General features: G+C 45.7%; 17 protein-coding genes, 1 tRNA gene, 1 rRNA gene and 1 other RNA gene. 1 reads left to right on the top strand and 19 read right to left on the bottom strand.

Features of this window, described 5'->3' with window-relative positions; translation table 11 throughout:
* Positions 1–417: 417 nt before the first annotated feature.
* The 4 genes from CLV36_RS02730 to CLV36_RS02745 form a co-directional block, all read right to left on the bottom strand.
* Positions 418–960: a class IV adenylate cyclase gene (locus CLV36_RS02730; RefSeq protein ID WP_106341682.1), complete on the bottom strand. Its 543-nt coding sequence runs from the start codon at positions 958–960 to the stop codon at positions 418–420.
* 23 nt (positions 961–983) lie between these two features.
* Positions 984–2,039 carry a radical SAM protein gene (locus tag CLV36_RS02735; RefSeq protein WP_219904888.1) on the bottom strand — a complete coding sequence of 352 codons (1,056 nt, stop codon included), beginning with the start codon at positions 2,037–2,039 and terminating at the stop codon, positions 984–986.
* Between the two features lie 122 nt (positions 2,040–2,161).
* Positions 2,162–2,446, bottom strand: coding sequence for a VVA0879 family protein (locus CLV36_RS17990; protein WP_106341684.1), 285 nt, complete (start codon positions 2,444–2,446; stop codon positions 2,162–2,164).
* 733 nt (positions 2,447–3,179) lie between these two features.
* A complete protein-coding gene (locus CLV36_RS02745) occupies positions 3,180–3,506 on the bottom strand; it encodes a hypothetical protein (RefSeq protein ID WP_106341685.1) in 327 nt (108 codons plus the stop codon).
* A gap of 260 nt (positions 3,507–3,766) precedes the next feature.
* Here CLV36_RS02745 and CLV36_RS02750 point away from each other — a divergent pair, with 260 nt between their 5' ends.
* A complete protein-coding gene (locus CLV36_RS02750; protein WP_106341686.1) occupies positions 3,767–5,164 on the top strand; it encodes a helix-turn-helix domain-containing protein in 1,398 nt (465 codons plus the stop codon).
* A gap of 200 nt (positions 5,165–5,364) precedes the next feature.
* Here CLV36_RS02750 and CLV36_RS17965 read toward each other — a convergent pair whose 3' ends face one another.
* The 15 genes from CLV36_RS17965 to CLV36_RS02830 all read right to left on the bottom strand — a co-directional run bounded on the left by CLV36_RS17965 (position 5,365) and on the right by CLV36_RS02830 (position 20,127).
* Complete coding sequence (locus CLV36_RS17965) at positions 5,365–5,655, bottom strand: N-acetylmuramoyl-L-alanine amidase (RefSeq protein ID WP_106341687.1); 291 nt, start codon at positions 5,653–5,655, stop codon at positions 5,365–5,367.
* A gap of 1,029 nt (positions 5,656–6,684) precedes the next feature.
* On the bottom strand, positions 6,685–7,248 hold the full coding sequence (locus CLV36_RS02765) for an imm11 family protein (protein WP_022737572.1): 564 nt from the start codon (positions 7,246–7,248) through the stop codon (positions 6,685–6,687).
* A 52-nt stretch (positions 7,249–7,300) separates the two neighbouring features.
* Positions 7,301–8,872, bottom strand: coding sequence for an AHH domain-containing protein (locus CLV36_RS02770; RefSeq protein ID WP_245888272.1), 1,572 nt, complete (start codon positions 8,870–8,872; stop codon positions 7,301–7,303).
* 324 nt (positions 8,873–9,196) lie between these two features.
* Positions 9,197–9,973: an abortive infection family protein gene (locus CLV36_RS02775; protein ID WP_181352793.1), complete on the bottom strand. Its 777-nt coding sequence runs from the start codon at positions 9,971–9,973 to the stop codon at positions 9,197–9,199.
* Between the two features lie 78 nt (positions 9,974–10,051).
* Positions 10,052–10,127: transfer RNA gene (locus CLV36_RS02780), tRNA-Thr, on the bottom strand.
* 13 nt (positions 10,128–10,140) lie between these two features.
* Positions 10,141–10,504, bottom strand: a transfer-messenger RNA (tmRNA) gene (gene ssrA / locus CLV36_RS02785).
* 91 nt (positions 10,505–10,595) lie between these two features.
* Positions 10,596–11,063, bottom strand: coding sequence for an SsrA-binding protein SmpB (gene smpB, locus CLV36_RS02790; RefSeq protein ID WP_022737568.1), 468 nt, complete (start codon positions 11,061–11,063; stop codon positions 10,596–10,598).
* A 139-nt stretch (positions 11,064–11,202) separates the two neighbouring features.
* On the bottom strand, positions 11,203–13,539 hold the full coding sequence (rnr, locus tag CLV36_RS02795) for a ribonuclease R (protein ID WP_106341884.1): 2,337 nt from the start codon (positions 13,537–13,539) through the stop codon (positions 11,203–11,205).
* A gap of 61 nt (positions 13,540–13,600) precedes the next feature.
* Entirely contained in the window at positions 13,601–14,347 is a 747-nt protein-coding gene (locus tag CLV36_RS02800) for an alpha/beta hydrolase (RefSeq protein WP_106341689.1), read from the bottom strand.
* Positions 14,348–14,652: 305 nt separating this feature from the next.
* A 5S ribosomal RNA gene (gene rrf / locus CLV36_RS02805) occupies positions 14,653–14,767 on the bottom strand.
* A 107-nt stretch (positions 14,768–14,874) separates the two neighbouring features.
* The gene (gene secG, locus CLV36_RS02810) at positions 14,875–15,108 is read right to left on the bottom strand and encodes a preprotein translocase subunit SecG (protein ID WP_054095753.1); all 234 of its coding nucleotides are present in this window, start codon (positions 15,106–15,108) and stop codon (positions 14,875–14,877) included.
* Positions 15,109–15,291: 183 nt separating this feature from the next.
* Positions 15,292–16,578, bottom strand: coding sequence for a phosphopyruvate hydratase (gene eno, locus CLV36_RS02815; protein ID WP_106341690.1), 1,287 nt, complete (start codon positions 16,576–16,578; stop codon positions 15,292–15,294).
* 42 nt (positions 16,579–16,620) lie between these two features.
* A complete protein-coding gene (gene gpmI, locus CLV36_RS02820) occupies positions 16,621–18,162 on the bottom strand; it encodes a 2,3-bisphosphoglycerate-independent phosphoglycerate mutase (protein ID WP_106341691.1) in 1,542 nt (513 codons plus the stop codon).
* A gap of 2 nt (positions 18,163–18,164) precedes the next feature.
* On the bottom strand, positions 18,165–18,926 hold the full coding sequence (tpiA, locus tag CLV36_RS02825; protein WP_106341692.1) for a triose-phosphate isomerase: 762 nt from the start codon (positions 18,924–18,926) through the stop codon (positions 18,165–18,167).
* A 16-nt stretch (positions 18,927–18,942) separates the two neighbouring features.
* Positions 18,943–20,127, bottom strand: coding sequence for a phosphoglycerate kinase (locus CLV36_RS02830; protein ID WP_106341693.1), 1,185 nt, complete (start codon positions 20,125–20,127; stop codon positions 18,943–18,945).
* Between the last annotated feature and the right edge of the window lie 43 nt (positions 20,128–20,170).

The following is a 20,170-nucleotide window of genomic DNA, read 5'->3' on the forward strand; positions in this document are numbered from 1 at the left end:
CATTTGATTTTGACTTCAACCGTTCGAGTTTAGTTGAAAAAGGGTGAAAAAGCGAGCTTAAGATACACTCTGTCCAAAATTAAGGGGTTAATCCGCCCTTTGATTTTTCCTGTCCCTACTGGTTACCTATTAATTATCTTCGCCCGTTCGCTGGTATATCATCATAACTATCTCTCCCAAAACTGACGAATGCATTATTTTATTAATCCGTTGATGAATCTACTTATAAATATATAATGTGTATAGTTGTATGTAGAGCTAGTGAAAGAAGGAATTCTTGAGCAAAGGCTCGTTGATCAGCAACTTAAACTATAATCCTGAAACGGAAATATCATATTTACTCGTTAGTAATATGTTGAATTGAGCGGTAAATTTGTCCGGTCAAAATAAGCAACGGAATCTCCGTTGCTTATTGATTCAATCCTGATCTTGAAAGCGAAGCTCCTTAATACTATTCAGATCGATTCCATATCGAGCATAGGTCTTGATAGTGTTTTCTCCCGTCAGTTGAACTTCATCGAAGCCAAGTAAGGATGCTACTTGTATCACATGATCACGAGAATCTCCTTCAATCTCTAGATACGGAGGAATCAGCGGCCATTGATCAATCTCAAGCCGAGCGCCATTGAGTGTAAAGCTGGTACGACGATTCTCCTGATAGCTCTTTGGTTGATAGCCCAATTGATTGAGTAGCTTATTTGTCAATTCAAAGTCATCCACAGTAATCTCCACCTCATGAGTCCCATCAATTCCATCATGAACAATTTTCTTAACTGTGAGTGTAATTTCTTTCCCTGTATCACGTAGCCGAATCCATTTGCTCTTATCTCCCGGTACGATATCGTAAACATAACGCCGCATGAACGCCTCGCCAACCTTCCGTCCCCCACAAGCATTGATTTTCTCCACAATCTCATCTAAATCAACGTTAATAACTTTGGCTTCATACTCAATTGTCATGGTTGCTTCCTCCTTTATTTAGTTCATAAACCCTTAATAAGAGCATCATATTCCGCTTCACGAAGTTCTACGATTTCATTACACAGGTCACTGACAACAAAGTCTTCTACTGGCATACATAGATCCATACGTTGAATACAAACCCCAACCTGATACCTTCCGCTTTGATCCCGATAGAGTCTTACGCCATAATATCCTTCTTGACAGTCAATGTCATTATTAAAGCGACATCCAACACAAGTTTTGGGCAAACGTATGGGTCGTATTTGTTTGAAGAAGATCATACGTCCAGATGGTAATTGATATGCCATCTTACTCCCTGATACCCCGGATGTAATATACTCCGCAACAGGCACTGCCTTTAGCTCGGTTAGAATTTGGTGGATTGCATCAATGGAGCATTTACCCTCGTCTAGGGAGTTAAGTAAACGCACAGATAACTCAGGTGCATATTCCTCCATGAGCCGTCGAACGCGTGGAGAGTGCTTATAATCGGGCACTACAATGTTTGCACTAACCTTTATCCCATGATTAATCGCAACCTGAACTGACTTTTGTAATGCTTTAATTTTACGTTCAGCAAGCTGCCGATTTTGGTACTTCTTATGCTGAACCTGTACAAGTTCTTCAGGAGTCGTGCCAAAGATGGAAAAGTTTACCCGATCAAGTCCTGCATCTGCGCAAGCCGAAAGGACACGTTCTCCATTTTCACCGTTAGAAGTCATACATACGCGATATCCGCTTTCCGTAGCCATTCTAATGATCTCTGGCAACAGGGGGTGAAGAGTTGGTTCTCCTCCGGTAAGGTGTAACTCTTCTACATTTAGAGTCTCACGAAGCAAAGATATTGTTTGAGCAAATTCTTTATCAGGCAACACTGTAACTGGTAGAAACCTTACCCCATTTGTAGTCGAATAGATCGACACCCGACCCGATGAACCTGCTTTTGTCCAATTGCCCACTTCACGGCTTAGATTATCAATCGTGACAGGTGTCCCCTCATTGTGGCAAAAGCTACAAGTCATTCCACAAGCATCAATGATTTTAACACGCAGTGTACTAGTTTTATCCACATACACCGGAATGTAAGATTCTATTATGGGAATCCACCTCACTATATAATACAGATGGATGCACATTTATTCAATTCTAAATTATCGGTATAATGATGATGCACATCCACCCGTTTGTTTACATTCTTCTAAACAAAATGGAATACCTTACGTTCACTTCCATCTTGCAATACAATGATCCGTATCTTATCAAGCAAACACTCTCCATTATCCACTGAAAATTCACAACCCAAGTTATCCACGTACCGTCCCAAACAATCTTGATATGCTCTTGTTGCATCAAGTCCAAGAGTTACAAAGTCTTCGATAGACTGAAGGTGACCGCAATTGGGACATTCAAATGTTACCTTCTTCAAATTACGATACCTATCTAGCATCTCCCTGTACCATTCTTCATCAGTTTGTCTGATCATAAAACCACACCGCTTATCTTCAATGATTATTGATTACTTCGTCGACTCCGTGTTGGAATCTTAAATCGATGTAACCACATAAAAATTGTTGTTGAGCTTGTCTCATAAATTTGGACAATCTTTCTCATACTTAATTGCCTGTCCTGCCGCGTAGCCTTTTTGGCATTCCTAATAGAACAAATATTCTTTGAACAGTGGATACACTAACATAAAAGCTCACTCGCAATTTGATTAAGCATCATTCTATCTTTCCAGTACCAATGATATAAGAGTTGATTTAAATCACCCTCTATTAAATGCCCTACAGCATGGTGAGTTTGCGCCCATTCAACTCGAGGTAATATCCTTCATTGCATTCACCCACACATTTCTTCGACAGAGAGAGATTGGATACTCGGCCTCTGTTCAAGTATCCAATCATGTGTTATACTGCTTTTCCGTTACCCCTTCACTTACCTAACCACTTTCTTTTAAACAGTCCCAACCGATCGTCCCCACATTTTACCCTCTTACTATCGTCTCTTGTGACCTGATATACCTGTAAAAAGCGATAAACTTTTTTTCTGCCTTTTATTTTTTTGTTGTTCCGCTCAGAATATGATCACATGTAACTGGTTTGTTAATTCATCGTGCCAATAGCGGATCGCTACTGCCTCCATTAATTAGGAACCCCTTTCTGGCAATTCCATTTATGCTATAATGGAGATAATCTACTTACTTGTGTGGGCCATTTTTATATGGCTCTTTTTTTCTTGTCTGCAAAGATGTCGTATGATCTCCCTGTTATCAGCCGAATCCCATTCATCATATCAGCTTCGATAACATCAATAAGCGGAATCTGAATTTCCACTCCATCCTGGCAAAGCAATTGGGCAATTCGCATTCGCCGCCGTGGATTTGGACTCCGGTCAACGTAGCAAGTGACAGAAACCTTGTCTTCCGGCTGAAGATCTGCGATAAAATTTTCGTATTTTTTAACAACAAGATCTGAGCGACGATCCAAATCTAGCAGGAATGGTTGAACTTGATTTGCGTTGCCTTCAACTTGGAGTTTCAACACTTCCAATCACCTCTTCGGGGTTATTTTTGGTTGTATACGCAGTATAAAACAAGGTAAAAAATCATGCAAATCAATAAATTTTAACTATTTTAACCGTTTGCTTAGGTTAATTCTTCCCTTTAAATTCAGTTTAGACCAAACAATTCAGTTGAATTAAACCTAAACCAAGAATAGTTTTACCAAAAAAGGCATCTTCTCCAGTGAGGCGAGTTGATAAATTCAGAAAAATAAATTATCATTTCGCTAATAGGAGGGTTGCTATGTGGTATCTAGATGATCGAAAGCAGCTTGGTAAAATCCTTCGAGAACGAAGAATTGAGCTTGGACTTAAACAAAAAGACTTAGTTGACGATCTTTTAACATCTGCGACAATTAGCAATATCGAGCTAGGAAAGAAAAAAGTAGGGATACAAAAAATTTCCTACTACTGCCAAAAGCTAAACTGGAAACTAGAAAAAATTCCACAATACATAGAAGAAACTAAAAAGAAAGAACTCGACTATATTTCCAAACTAAAGTTAAGCCTGAAGTCAATTGAAAATGACATTTTTTGTGTAAGCCCTGACTTTGCAATAAAAAGACTCAAGAAATTAGACCTTCCAAACGATCCATATATCCATGCAACCGTCGAATATTTAAAGGGAAAATGCTTTTATAAAAAAGGGAGATGGGATAAGTCTAAAGAACATTACAATGAGTGTATTCGCCTCTTTGATGAACATAAGGAGCTTTCCAAGTCTAATCTGAAATCAGCCTGCTTTTATGGACTAGCGAGAGTTTACTATCGCAAAAACAATCTTGAGCAAGCGTTAAAACTTCTTCAAAAAGGACTAACTGCTCTTAAAGAAGAAGGAGAAAGAAATTACTACAAACATTACCTTCTCATAAGTGAAGCAATATATTTAAGTAAATTAGGCTTTACAAATGCCGCTATGAAAGCACTAGAAAGAATGTGGACTTACTTATCTGAGATGGACACTGAAACCCAATTAACTATGTATAGTCTTCAAGCGATTCTTCACAACGAACTTAAGAATCATGATGAAGCAATATTATGTATCAATAAAGCTATTGATATGGCTCAACGTTCTAAACACTTCGACCATTGTTTTGAGCTTTGGACGACACTTGGCGTTTCTTATAAGAACTTAGGCGATTTTGATTCAGCAAAAACCTGCTTCAACACAGCATACCGATTTAAAAATAAGCTTCGAGACAAGTATTTGCTACCAGCATATAACTACACAGAATTAGGGAAACTCTACAAACAGTTAAACAATATGGAACTTGCTGAAAAATACCTAACCTCTGCAGTTAAATTAAGTAAAAAAGTAAATAATGGACTTAAACAATTGGAGGCCCAAGTTGCTTTAGGTGAATGTTTTTTTCAGCAGAACAAAATAACTGAGGCTATTCAACAATTTGATGAAGCTGGTAAAATAGCCGAAAGGCATTTTACTAAAAAAGAAAAAGATATTATGCTAAAATTAGCACAGTGCTATGAGAAAAGGGACACAGTAAAATACAACAAATATCTTTCCCGTTTTTATGAGCTCAGTATAAAATCCCAGAATGGAGGTGAATTAACTATGCACCAAAGCTATTCCAATAATACACATGCTGAAAGGGAATTCCAGCCAGAGCCCCCCGATGACTAAATGCTATACACAATTATTTATGTAAAGAAGAACCCATCTAAAAATAAATGGGTTCTTCTTTTTTGGGAAAGTTGTTAAATCCGTTTGATGCTAACTTCTTTTCTGTTGTTTTTGACCGCCTTTTCAACTCTTCGCCACATAAGCCGTATCAAAAAACTCCTTCCCAACCACCATCACTCTGTACATCGGCTTCGGCTTGTTCACTTTTTCTTAGCAAAAACTATTCCCTTAACGATGGCCCATGCCAGCCCATCCAAGAATCGACGATCACGCAACATCTTGTTTTCCTTCAGATTGTCGATGAAAAGGTTCTCCAGCAAAACGGCACTCATTTTGGTATCCCGGAGAACCGCGATCCCGGAACGAGCTGCCTGACTATCAACTTTTGCCGGGTTCCCATGTGGCCCAAAGCCGTAGCCTTTGAGATAAAGCAGTACCTTGTTAATTGCTTTTTGGATTTGCTTGATCCGAGCCGGTGCATTTTGGGCCACAAAGGACTAAAAGCCACCGCCACCTGCATTGCAATGCAGAAACAGGAAAAAATTAGAATTTTTATTATTCGCATAAGCGATCCGTTTGCGGAGTCCTTCAGGCGGCCCCGGATATGAGGATGAGGTATTTTTGTTACGCGGGAATATAACTGCCACCCCTTTATAGTCATTGAACTTTTCTCCAACTAATTCTGCCATTTGCAACGCTGCAAGCGGAGTTAATAACGCCCTCCCACAGTAGCCACTCTTCAGGGCCAATATTGACGTGCAGCGCGTCTAAAAATACCTTTACAAAAGCGAATAACAACCCATACCTTGGGGTCACGTAATTTAGGTAACATGCGGTTCATCCTGAACAACTCATCACCTTATTTTTGAAGCATCAAAAAAAGCGCGGAAATCGCGCAACGGTTGAGCCATTCAGATACCCGGATCACAATGGAAATTTATAGCCATGTACTTACCAACATGCAACAGGAAGCTGTGGATTGGTTTGAAAGAATAAGGACAATAAAATTAGTAAGTTATACCCCCTGAAACTAAGGGGGGCTACTTCGTCCGTTTCATTTTCAAGAAACTAATGTTAATCTATATCCTCTGATTTCAACAAAGAATATAAGAGTTGCTCGGCTAGATTTTTATAATATGGCTACGGTGCAACCCGCCATATTTCATGAGCAATTTCAAACACAAAAAAAGCCCGACATTTCGGGCTTTAGTTTGGTGCTGATGACAGGGTTCGAACCTGCGACCCCTTCATTACGAGTGAAAGGCATAGGGTAAATTAGAAGCATTAGAAGCAAATAAACCCTAGTCATATCAAAGGTTCCGCCGATTTTAGTAAACCGGATGAAACCCCAGAGTATGCCGCACATTAGAAGTTTCATTAGAAGATTTGTTAGAAGGCCAATTGAAGAGTAGGAGTGGACCTTATCATGCAAAATAAAGCAATCCTTATAGAATCAGACAAAAAATATTCAAAGTAAAAAGCCATTAGCTAAAAAACCGCTATAACATATTTCCTCGAAATTATTCTTTCTCTGAATCCCAAACTTCATTAAACTGAAATCCAACCAACCCATTAGACTCAACAGCTTCTTTAAACTCATTAGAAACAAACACCATCGAGCGAATCCGGTCATCTAAGAAAATACGAAAAATGTGTTCACCTTTAACCTTTTCCTTAATAAACGCATACTTTTCAAATCCTACTCTAAGCCCAGATCTCAATTGTCTGATAACTGCACGATTGTAATCAATTGCATCAATTGCATTCATAACATGAATAGCAAAATAATTTTTTTCTGGATGGGCAAGTGGCAATACCTCTACTTTATCCTTCAAAAAATCTTGGGTTACATCAAGGGCTCTCTCACTGAAAACAGGTGCAGCTGAATGACCCCAAAACTTTGGACAATCGCTAGACTCCCCTTCTTCCAATGTATATATTTTAACTTCTTCCCAGACATCTTCTAAAGGAGTAATGGAATTAAACCTTTCCTTAAAATATTTTTCATAATCTTGATCGAAATTCACTAGCTGTATTGTTTCAAAACGTTCATCCAAAGACGCCTTTAACTCCCATATTTTCACGTTCGTTCCTCCATTACTAATGTTAAAAACAGTATAACACTTTTTTTGAACATCAATTCAATGACAACGATCCATTTAAAAGCTTAGCCCGTATGTCATTCAACTCATCTACAGCATCAGCAGTTGTCCCACCAGTTTCTCTTACTTTTATCAAACGATTAGTGACATATTCAATATATGCGCCAGAGTGATTTCCTCGATGCAATGACTCGCTCCCAACATACTTTCCTTGTGGATGCTTACTGTCAACGTAAGGCAAAAACACTCCATTCGCTGCAGAGTTTTCGTTTATGCCGAATTCCCTCATCAGCTGTTGAGCTTCTCGCTCTCTCGGATCATTCCAAGGGATAATATGATGCGCGGCATTAGGATAAGGAGGAGTTTCGACACCTGCCTTCTTGAGCTCTTCACGCAATATAACGGATGCCTGTGTTCCTTCCTTATAATCCCCTGCTAACTGAGTACGGTTACTGACTAGGGTAGCATATCCCTGAGCTGAAGTTACTTTTGCTCCATTACTGCTTTTACTACTCCCCCCACCACTTCCTCGATCCGCTTGTGCATACAAACACTCAATAAAGTTCCCATTGCCAAGTTTAATCAACGCAAAATATCGCGGAGTCTGCTGGTAACCTAAACATTTTCCTGCATTTTGAACAACCGGCTTTATCTTAGCCACAACCGGGCCAGCATGTTTTTCAATCGTAGCCGTCGTTTTGTTAAGCAGCGGTTGCACAAGCGGATACGTACCTGAAGCAAAACCAACTAATGTAGCTCCAGCCAACCCTGAGAGAATAGCTCGTTTCCAATTTAGCTCTTTCCCTCTTAACCAGTCATCTACGCCACTGGTGATAGCCCCTTCTGTTGCCGCCATGGCACCCATTTTGCTAAAGAGTCCGCTGGCCATGCGTTGGACAAAAGCGGGAGCTTTACCAAGAATCTGCTTCCCACCACTGATAATAGGACCTAGAAAACGCGATCCTGTTATAGCGGCTCCAAGCCCTGGCGCAAACTTTGCCAAACCGGAAAAGAGCGCACTCGCTGCTCCACCACCAATGGCTCCAGCCGCTCCACCAATAGCCGCTCCCAACAGCACCGTCTTGTCTACTTGGCCGCCATTAAGTAACGCCCCGAAGCCAAGTGAAAGACCCCAGTTCGCCAATAGCATGAGCCCCAACGGCTCCAATCCCGGAATGAGTAAGAGCCCGACTCCAGCAATGATCACCCCAGCTGAAGCAACCACTTCTTTATTTTCCTTCACCCATTGCCATACGCTATCTAGAGCACTGGCAGTGTTATTCCATAAAGACTGGGCGACTTCCCCCAACTCGATGTTTTTTATATTTTCCCAGGTTTCAGATAATCCTTCTTTGAACTTGTTTTTTAATGCTTGATAACCAGATGCAAGATCGTTTATCCATTCTGGCCTTCTAAAAAAATCGTTTTTTCTTTCGTCAAATGATTGTTCTTTAGAGTCTTCATCCACTGAGACAACCATGTTTTGTCCTGTGATCACTTGCATGATCTTATCTTTCAGTGCTCCTTGCACCTCTGCAAAGGCCATCACTTGGTTTAACAATAAAGCCAGCGCAACTCCACAGGCGATGACCACCACATATTCCATTGTTGGCGACCCTTTGCGACTCTGCAGTACCCTGGCCATTCTACTTACAAATTTTTTCAATAGGCGTTCACCTTCCGGTTATTTTTTGTTACAACCCTATTTTATGTCAACTGGAAATAGAAGGAAATATTTTAAGTTGAAAAGTAAAAAGCAACGGATATTCCGTTGCCTTCACTAATTGATTTAAAACAACATATTGCTCCTATCAATACTATCTAAATAAAGCAATTATCTCTATTTATTTTTCTCTCATTACATATGCGTTAATACCATAATCGCAAAACTAGCATTTTTTCCTTCCTTAACTATGTTCTTCTTAGCCTATTAACTACTTCCATCTGATTTAGTTTTCACATAATATAGAACCGCTCTAGAAATATTAACTACAAACATTGCTTCTTCCGGTTTAAGTAATTTTTCGTTAGGATGTGCCAAACTCGAGCGGTTTCGAATAGTATTTAATTTATCAAGAACATTAGAAATAGAATTTATGATTGCCTTAACATATTCATCTTTTTCTAACTCATTTAGAAATACTGGGTGCTCATTCTTTATTAATTTGAATAGATTAGTTATGGAATCATGCTTTTTACATTGTAAATTCGCATTTTTACATATTTCTTTAAGATATCCATGCATTGCAGTATGAGTTCGATCTAAAGCGCTAGTTGCATCATGTTCTTTGATTAATGTCTCTGCTTCATCTAGCGCCCTTTCCACAAGATCATTGTATTGTTTTAAGTCGAGAGGCTGTAAATAAACCTCATTCTCGAGATCTTTTATTACATCTTGGAACTCCTCATATATTTTTCTTTTCTCTTCTATTTCCTCCTTAGTATAGTTTTTTTGTTCAAAGTAACTTAAAGGGTACTTTTCAAATATTCCTCTAATTATTTTGGCTTGTGTTGAAGCATTACTACTCTTAAGTATAGAAATAAAGCGTTCTTTTGTTGTACCTTCATATTCATATGGATCAATATCTAGATCACAATATAATGGATAAAATTCAGCATGAGTTTTATAAGAAAAATCACCTAAATAACCGCTATGGACTTCAATGTATTTATAAACTAATTTTTGGATATGAATGCCTGTTAGCATCAAATTCCCCCTTACAAACGAAAACACCTCATCCATTCTTAACTATACAAAAAAAGCCCGACATCTCGGGCTTAGGTTTGGTGCTGATGACAGGATTCGAACCTGCGACCCCTTCATTACGAGTGAAGTGCTCTACCAGCTGAGCTACATCAGCATATTGTATTGGTTGGTGGAGGCGAGCGGAGTCGAACCGCTGTCCGAAGACATCGCCACGCCAGCTTCTCCGAGCGCAGTCACTGTATTGAGTGTTCGCCTCGATAACTGCCCAGTGACAGGCGTTTATAGAGACTAGCCACTTGAGATTCGCTTTCTGACCAGTGGCCGATCAGGCAGCTAGCCCACTAAGGTATGAGACCCGACAGCTCCACATGGGCGATGGAGAAGCGGATCCTGGTCGCTTAATTAAGCAGCCAGAGCAAAGTTTTCGTTTTTGCCAGTTACATTTGGCATTTGCGTGTTTAACGAGAGACGCAACCCCTCGGCTCGCTACTGACGCTCGAACTATCCCCGTCGAATCCCAAGAACGCCCCCGGAATTCAACTGTTTGTCGAACGAATATGTCGATCACAGTTTTAGATTATAGCAGGGTTCCATGCATTATGCAAGGGGTTATTTCATTTTTTTATCGCATGTTTTGTTCTTTCAAGCGCCGTTGAATCATCCGATCCGTTTCGCGCTTCGCTTCGGTCGCCCGCTTGTCATAGAGCTTCTTCCCGCGCGCCAGTCCAAGCTGGATTTTGGCGAAACCGTTTTTCAGGTGCACGTCGAGCGGAACCAAGGTCAACCCTTTGATCTTGGTGATACCCAGCAGTTTGTCAATCTCACGCTTGTGCATGAGCAATTTGCGGGTGCGGGTAGGGTCGACGTTGAAGCGGTTGCCTTTGTCGAAGGGGCTGATATGCATGCCAACGATAAAGACTTCCCCTTTGTCGATCCGGGCGTAACTGTCTTTGAGTTGCACTTTGCCTTGGCGGATCGATTTGATCTCCGTCCCGGTGAGAACGATGCCGGCTTCGAATTGTTCTTCGATATGGTAATCATGAAATGCCTTTTTATTCTTGGCAATGATTTTAGATGATTTGCTTCCCATCGTTTTCACCTCAGCCCTCAAAAGTCGTGTAACCTATATTTTATCAAAAAGTTTGGGAAAGAGTCAATGCTTGATGGCCATGGCAAAGCACAGCGGGAAAAGGAAAAAGCCCGCAAGCCTGGCTTTTTCCTTATTGTTGTCATTTCTTCTTGCTCTTGTTGCGATAGGTTTTCTTCTTTTTCTTTTTCCCTTTTTTCTTGCTGTCTCCGTTTTTCTTGACAGCAGTATCTTCCCATTTTACTTCATAGAATTTGCCTTTTTTACCTTTGGTGGCACGAGCGGCGTCAGCATCTTTGTTGCGCTTAAATTTTTTCTTCTTTCCTTTGGCTGGTCGTTCAAAGCGCTCATCAGAGAAGTGCTCCAAGAGTTCGAAGTCCACTTTTCGTTCGTCGATGTTAACACCGCTGACCTTGATGCGCACGCGATCCCCAATCCGGAAGATGCGGCCAGTCCGCTCCCCGATCAGGCAGTAATGGGATTCATCGTAACGGTAATAATCGTCTGTCAGGAAGCTGACATGGATCAATCCTTCAATCGTGTTCTCCAACTCCACGAAAATCCCAAACGAGGTGACGCTGGAGATGATGCCTTCATACTCTTCCCCGATTTTATCCATCATGAACTCAGCCGCTTTAAGATCGTTGGTCTCCCGCTCGGCGTCAACGGCGACCCGCTCACGGATGGAAGATTGTTGGGCCGCATCGGTCAAATAGGCGTTTAATTCGTCGATCCGCTCGACGGTTAACGCCCCTTTCTCCACGATTTCGCGGATGACGCGATGAATCAACAGGTCGGGATAACGGCGGATGGGCGACGTGAAGTGCGAATAGAAGGGCGCCGCCAGGCCAAAGTGTCCCACGTTTTCCGTCGCATACTTGGCTTGCTTCATCGAACGCAACAATACGGTACTGATCACATGCTCTTCTGGCTTTCCGGATATTTTTTCCAGCAAGCTCTGCAAGGCATGCGGGCGGACCTGATCCGGTTTGCCTTTTACCGAGTAACCGAAGCTGGTGATAAACTCATAGAAATTCTTTAATTTCTCAGCATCGGGATTCTCATGAATCCGATAGACAAACGGCACTTGCAGATTGAAATAATGTTCCGCCACTGTCTCATTGGCTTTGAGCATGAACTCTTCAATCAGTTGCTCGGCAATGGTGCGGGGCCGTTTCACCACATCTACCGGCTTCCCTTTTTCATCGACAATGATTTTAGCTTCGGTGAAATTAAAGTCAATCGCTCCCCGGCTAAGGCGCCGCTTGCGCAGAAGCATCGCCAGGTCAGCCATCAGGCGGAAATCATCAACAAGCGGCCGGTAGCGCTCGATCAATTCCGGATCTTCGTCGACGACAATCTTTTTAACGTCGGAATAAGTCATCCGCTCGTTGGTTTTGATGACGCTGGGGTAGATTTCGTAGTCGACCACATCGCCTGTGGGGTCAATTTCCATGTCACAGGTCATGGTCAGGCGATCCACTTGTGGGTTCAAACTACAGATGCCGTTGGAAAGGCGCTTAGGCAACATCGGAATCACCCGGTCGACGAGGTAGACACTACATCCCCGCTCATATGCTTCCCGATCCAGCGCAGACCCTTCCTGGACATAGTAGCTGACATCGGCGATATGGACGCCTAAACGCACATTGCCGTTGGGCAACCGCTCCACTGACACAGCATCGTCCAAATCTTTGGCGTCTTCGCCGTCAATTGTCACCATGTTTCGCCCGCGCAGGTCGCGCCGTCCCTTCAGGTCTTCTTCGCTGATCGTTTCCGGTATGGCCTCCGCTTCGGCGATCACCGCTTCCGGGAATGCTTCCGGCAATCCGTGCTTGCGGATGATGGACACAATGTCAACGCCGGGATCATTGCGGTGACCCAAAATTTCGATGATCTCCCCCTCGGCCGAATGACGTCCGGTGATATGGTGTAGTTTCACCACGACTTTCTGGCCATCACGGGCATCCATCTGCAATTCGGGAGCAATGAAGATATCAGCGGCAATGCGTTTGTCGTCCGGAATCACGAAGCCGAAGTGCGAGGACAACCGGGAAAACGTCCCAACGATTTTGTCCCGTTTTCGCTTCAGGACACGGATGATCTCCCCTTCTGGACGGCGGCTCTCTGTCTTGCTCTTGTGAATTCGCGCCAAAACCAAATCGCCGTCCATCGCGCCGTTCATATCATTGAGATGGATATAAATATCCTGTTTGCCGGGCGTATCCGGGATGACAAAGCCAAATCCCTTGGAACTGCCCTGCAAGGTGCCGCGGATCAGGTTAAACCGCTCCGGCACGCCGTACCGCTGCGTGCGCGTGCGAACGATTTTCCCATCCGCCTCCATGGTCTCTAAGAGCTCGGCAAACGCCTCCCGCTCCTCTTCCGCCACCTGGAATTGATCGATCAATTCAGCCAGGGTGAGCGGTTTGTACGCTTGTTCCAGCATAAACTGCCGAATCTGCTGTTCAGTCAACATCACTTCATCCGCCCCCGGGGCCTACCAAGGCCCCAAAGGCAGACTGCCACCTCACTTTCGTCTAGGACGATCGTTCCAAGATAAATTGCTCTATTTCTTTAAACAACTCATTGCGCTCGCGATCCACGGTGATGATGTGTGTGGATCTCTCATACCACGAAATCTCTTTATCCGTTGATGAGATATGCTCGTAGATGTAATCGGCGCTTTTCTCCAGAATGAGTTCATCCTTGCCGGCCTGCACGATCAGCGCTGGCACCTTCACTTCCGCCAACTGGCTTTTGACATGGCGGATCAACCGCGTCAGTTCGGCCACGCATCTCACCGGCGTCCGGTCATATGGGCACAGATGCGCCTCAATATGTGGGTCGCGATGAGTGGACCGTTTTTTATAACGATAAAAAGGAGCCACCACCCGAGCCAAGAACGCACGCCGATCCCGGATATAGATAGGGGCACACATCGGAATCACGCCGTCTACTGGTTTTTGCGCCGCCAACGCCAACGACAGGCAACCACCCATCGATAATCCAGCCACATACAATTTCTCAAGCGGCTCCGCACGCATCCTGTCATACGCGTCTACAGCACTTTGCCACCAATCGCGCCAACCGGTCCGCTCCATCTCCTCCGGACTGGTGCCATGGCCAGCCAAAAGCGGCGCATGGACAGTGTAACCCCGGTCTTTAAAGTATTGCCCCATCGGTCTCAATTCTGAGGGAGTTCCGGTAAACCCATGTAACAGTAGAATGCCCGTTTTTCCTCCTGGATAAAAAAAAGGTTCTGGAGATCTTTGTACAGTCTTCATTGACGTTCCCCACCGTTCGATTTGCATGAATGTTTCTAGATCATCTTAACGATAGCACACCGCCGCCAATTTGCAACACTACGTTTCCCGTTTACGGTTACGGGCACGTCCTCATTATAAAAATTACCCATTTTTCGCAGGGAATAACGGTTCATTCCCATTTCTCCCGGGTGATCCCTCCCATTCGGCCCAAACACCAAGCTGTTGCCAAAACAAAAAAAGCTTCAGGGCCAATCACAGCACCCTGAAGCTTTGGTCCAGTTATAAAAAATAAAAAAGCCACTCACACTGAGCGGCTTTCTGTGGCCTGGCAACGACCTACTCTCCCAGGGCTCATGCCCAAGTACCATCGGCGCTGGAGGGCTTAACTTCCGTGTTCGGTATGGGAACGGGTGGATCCCCTCCGCCATCATCACCAGACATCTTACATTGATTATAATAACAAGCATCTACGAAAAATGCAAGAGGTTTTTATAAAAATTTCTCCCCAAAACAAACAGCCGACCAAAAACATCGGCTGTATTGCTTCATTTTACGAAATATCCAACCACCAGCGCCATCACCATGAACAGGAAAGCCAGCACAGCCGTCGCTTTGCCGAGGAAAGCATCAAAACCGCGCGCTTTCGCTTTTCCCATCACATGTTCCGCCCCACCGGCAATGGTTCCGGACAATCCCGCGCTCTTACCCGATTGGAGCAATACAGCAATGATGAGAATCACACTGATGACTGCAAGGACAATTTTTGCTGCGAGTTCCACAAGCGTCCCTCCTTGCTTCTATTCCACTGCATTGACTTTAACACATTTGACGCTTGTTTTCAATGAAAAACAAACGGTACCCATCCATCCAATCGCCGCTTTTAAAAAAGAGAAGGTTCTCGTCGCAATGTACGATGAGAACCTTCTCCCTTATCTCGATCTGCCAAACGGCGTCTCTTCTTATTAGCCGCGCAGGTTGTAGAACGCGGTGCGGCCAGGATATTGGGCAGTGTGACCCAATTGATCTTCAATGCGGAGCAATTGGTTGTATTTAGCCACCCGGTCAGTGCGGGATGGTGCACCGGTTTTGATTTGGCCAGCACCGGTCGCCACAGCGATGTCGGCGATGGTGGTGTCTTCGGACTCACCCGAACGGTGGGAGATGACAGCGGTGTAACCAGCGCGCTTCGCCATCTCGATAGCGTCAAACGTTTCGGTCAGGGTACCGATTTGGTTCACTTTAACCAGGATGGAGTTACCTACGCCTTTTTCGATCCCTTCAGCAAGGCGCTCGGTGTTGGTTACAAACAGGTCGTCACCGACAAGCTGCACTTTTTTGCCCAGGCGTTCGGTCAGTTGCTTCCAGCCTTCCCAATCATCTTCAGCCAGACCGTCTTCGATGGAGATGATCGGATATTTGTTGGTCAGTTCTTCGTAGAAGTCGATCATTTCAGCGGATGTGCGGGTGATGCCTTCGCCTGCGAAGTGGTAAGCCCCATCTTTGTAGATCTCAGTGGAAGCCACGTCCAGAGCCAGCATGACGTCAACGCCCGGTTTGTAACCCGCTTTTTCAATTGCTTCCACGATGGTGGACAGGGCTTCTTCATTGGACTTCAGGTTCGGCGCAAACCCACCTTCGTCGCCCACGCCAGTGCTGTATCCTTTCGCTTTCAATACCGATTTGAGGTTGTGGAAGATTTCTGCGCCCATGCGGATCGCTTCACGCATGTTTTCAGCGCCAACTGGCATCACCATGAATTCTTGGATGTCCACGTTGTTGTCGGCATGTGCGCCACCGTTTAAGATGTTCATCATCGGCACCGGCATCGCTTTGGCGTTAAATCCGCCCAGGTAGAGATAAAGCGGCATTCCCAAAGCATCAGCAGCTGCGTGCGCTACCGCCATGGAGACACCCAAAATCGCGTTGGCACCCAGGTTGCCTTTGTTCGGTGTGCCGTCAAGTTGAATGAGAGCATGGTCAATCGCTACTTGATCCAGTGCATCCATCCCTTCAATGTGAGGAGCGATCACGTCGTTTACGTTTTGCACGGCTTTGAGCACACCTTTGCCCATATAGCGCCCTTTGTCGCCGTCGCGCAATTCCACAGCTTCATACGCACCGGTGGAAGCGCCAGATGGCACAATGGCGCGGCCGATGGCACCCGATTCAAGCACCACTTCTACTTCTACAGTCGGATTCCCGCGGGAATCCAGCACTTCGCGAGCATATACATCCATAATGGTCGTCATGGAACATTCCTTCTTTCCTCAAAATGTGATTGAATCGTTGTCTTACGAACGGCTGAGCAACGTGTTACCAGTCATTTCTTCAGGTTTCTCCAACCCCAGCAAGTCAAGCATGGTCGGCGCAATGTCCGCCAAGATGCCGCCTTCTCTTAACGTGACGCCTTGCTTGGTCACGATGAACGGTACCGGGAAGGTGGTGTGTGCCGTATGCGGACGACCATTCTCATCGATGACCATATCCGCGTTGCCGTGGTCAGCGGTTATTACGGCGACGCCACCTTTAGAAATCACCAGGTCAACAATGCGACCCAAGCACTCATCCACTGCTTCTACTGCTTTAATGGTAGGTTCCAACTTACCCGAATGGCCGACCATATCCGGGTTGGCGAAGTTGAGGATGATGGTGTCATACTTTTCAGCTTCGATTTCTTTGAGAAGCGCTTCCGTCACTTCGTAGGCGCTCATCTCCGGTTTGAGGTCATAGGTAGCCACTTTGGGGGAGTTGATCAGGATGCGCTCTTCCCCTGGAAACTTCTCTTCCCGCCCGCCGTTGAAAAAGAAGGTGACGTGAGGGTATTTTTCCGTTTCAGCGATGCGCAGTTGCTTCAATCCTTGTTGCGACACGACTTCCCCAAAGGTGTTGTCCAAGTCGGTAGGCTTGTACGCCACATAACCGTCCACCGTCTCGCTAAATTTGGTCAAGCAGACATAATACAGATGTTGCGGCCGTTTCGGCCCCCGGTCGAATCCGCGGAAATCATCGTTGGTAAAGGCCAGCGAGATCTGGATCGCCCGGTCGGGACGGAAGTTGTAAAAAATGACAGCATCATTGTCTGTGATCGTACCCACCGGTTGATTGTGCTCATCGACAATCACCGTCGGCATCACAAATTCATCATAGATTGACTGCTCATAAGAGGCTTGCACCGCCTCCACAGGATCGCGATATGTAGGCCCTTCGCCGTAAACCATCGCCCGGTAGGACTTTTCCGTGCGCTCCCAGCGCTTGTCGCGGTCCATCGCATAATAACGGCCTTGAACGGTAGCGATTTGGCCAACGCCCACTTCATCCAGTTTAGCCTGCAGTTGTTTGATGTAGGTAACGGCACTGTCCGGTGCTACGTCACGCCCGTCCAAGAAGGCATGGACGTAAACGCGCTCCACTTGTTCTTTCGCCGCTAAATCCAGCAAGGCGAACAAATGGCGGATATGGCTGTGCACGCCACCATCAGACAACAGCCCATAAAGATGGAGGGCGGAACCATGTTCTTTGACATGCTTTATCGCACCTAAGAAGGTTTCGTTCTGAAAGAACTCTCCATCTTCAATAGATTTGGTCACGCGGGTAAGGTCTTGATAAACCACCCGACCGGCCCCGATGTTAAGATGTCCCACTTCTGAATTCCCCATTTGCCCTTCCGGCAAGCCCACCGCGTTTCCACTGGCGGTCAGCGTCGTGTGGGGATACGTATTCCAATATCGGTCAAAGTTGGGCTTGTTCGCTTGGGCAACGGCATTTCCTTCCGTTTCCCCACGCAGGGCAAACCCGTCCAAGATGCACAACAGAACTGGTTTTGGTCTGCTCATCTTTATTCACCTGCACTTGCTGCTTGTACGAGCTGAATGAACGAATCCGCTTTGAGGGCGGCTCCGCCCACCAACGCGCCGTCGATGTTGGGCTCTGCCATGAAGGAGCGGATATTTTCCGGTTTCACGCTGCCCCCGTATTGAATCCGCACTTCATTAGCCACCTGTTGATCATAAAGGTCAGCCACGGTTTTACGGATGTAAGCACACACTTCTTCCGCATCTGCCGCTGTTGACGCTTTGCCTGTGCCAATGGCCCAGACGGGTTCATAGGCGATGATCGTCCGCTTCATCTCCGCCGACGACAGCCCCGCGCAAGCCGCTTTCACCTGCGTTTGCACCACTTCTTTGGTTTTATCAGCTTCGCGCTCGGCAAGCGTCTCACCCACGCACACGATAGGGGTCAACCCGCCGTCCAGTGCCGCCCGCGTCTTTTTGTTTACTGTCTCATCCGTTTCCGCGAAATAGGCGCGCCGTTCGGAGTGACCGATAATCACATATTGGACACCGGCCGCTTTTAGCATCGGCACGCTCACTTCACCGGTGTATGCCCCTTGCTCTTCCCAATGGACATTTTGCGCTCCAATGCCGATATCTGTCCCTTGGGTCGCTTCGGCCAATGCCGGAAGAGCGAGATAAGAAGCACACAGCACCGCTTCCACATCAGCTGGCAACGTGGTCCGTTTCACTTCTTCAACAAAGGAAAGGGCCTCCGCCGCCGTCTTGTGCATTTTCCAGTTACCCGCAATGACAGGAGTACGCATGCGGTTTCCTCCTCACTTATTTATCATCCAAAGCCGCTACACCCGGCAGCACTTTGCCCTCCAGGAATTCCAGCGAAGCCCCACCGCCAGTGGAGATATGATCCACCCGGTCGGCCATGCCCGCTTGGGCGATTGCTGCCGCGGAATCCCCGCCACCAATGATCGTGTACGCCGTGGATTCGGCCAACGCTTGAGCGACTGCATTCGTCCCTTTAGCAAACTGTTCAAATTCAAACACGCCCATCGGTCCATTCCAAATCACCAATTGGGACGCTTTCACCACATCAGCAAACAATTCCCTGGTTTTCGGCCCGATATCTACCGCTTCCAAATCCTCTGGGATTTGATCGATGGACACGGTTTTCACAATGGAAGGATTGGGACCGAACTCGTCGATGACGACGGCATCGATTGGCAAATACAACCGAACGCCTTTCTGTTCAGCCTGCGCAATGAACTGCTTTGCCAACTCCACTTTGTCCTCTTCCAACAGGGATTTGCCGATCCCGTGGCCTTGCGCGTGGATAAAGGTGTAAGACAATCCGCCACCAATGATCAAATTGTCCACTTTGTCGAGCAAGTTTTCAATCACGCCGATTTTGTCCTTCACTTTCGCCCCACCGATGATAGCAGTGAAGGGACGTTTTGGATTGGCAAGCGCCGTTCCGAGAGCTTCCAGCTCTTTTTGCAACAGCAGACCGGCAACGGCCGGAAGATGCTCTGCGATGCCTGCCGTGGATGCATGCGCGCGGTGAGCAGCACCAAACGCGTCATTCACGTACAGATCAGCCAGGTTGGAAAATGCTTTTGCCAGCTCGGGATCGTTCTTTTCTTCACCCGGTTCGAAACGGACGTTTTCCAGCAACAACACTTCGCCGTCAGCAAGCTCGGACACACGGGCTTCCATCTCGGCTCCAACCACTTCATCCACTTTGGCCACTGGTTTTCCCAATAGCTCTGACAGGCGTGTCGCCACCGGCGTGAGCCGCATTTCTTCAACCACTTTTCCTTTGGGACGCCCCAAATGGCTAGCCAAGATGACTTTAGCCCCTTGCTCCACCAATGTTTGGATGGTGGGCAATGCGGCGCGAATCCGCGTATCGTCAGTGATTTGCCCATTCTCCATCGGCACATTGAAATCAACCCGACAAAACACGCGTTTACCGCGAACATCAACATCTTTGACCGACTTTTTATGCATGGCCCTTCCTCCTTATGTTCAGCACAGGCGGTTCATCTCATCA

Origin of the sequence: Laceyella sediminis (assembly GCF_003003125.1) — a bacterium.
Taxonomy (GTDB): Bacteria; Bacillota; Bacilli; order Thermoactinomycetales; family Thermoactinomycetaceae; genus Laceyella; species Laceyella tengchongensis.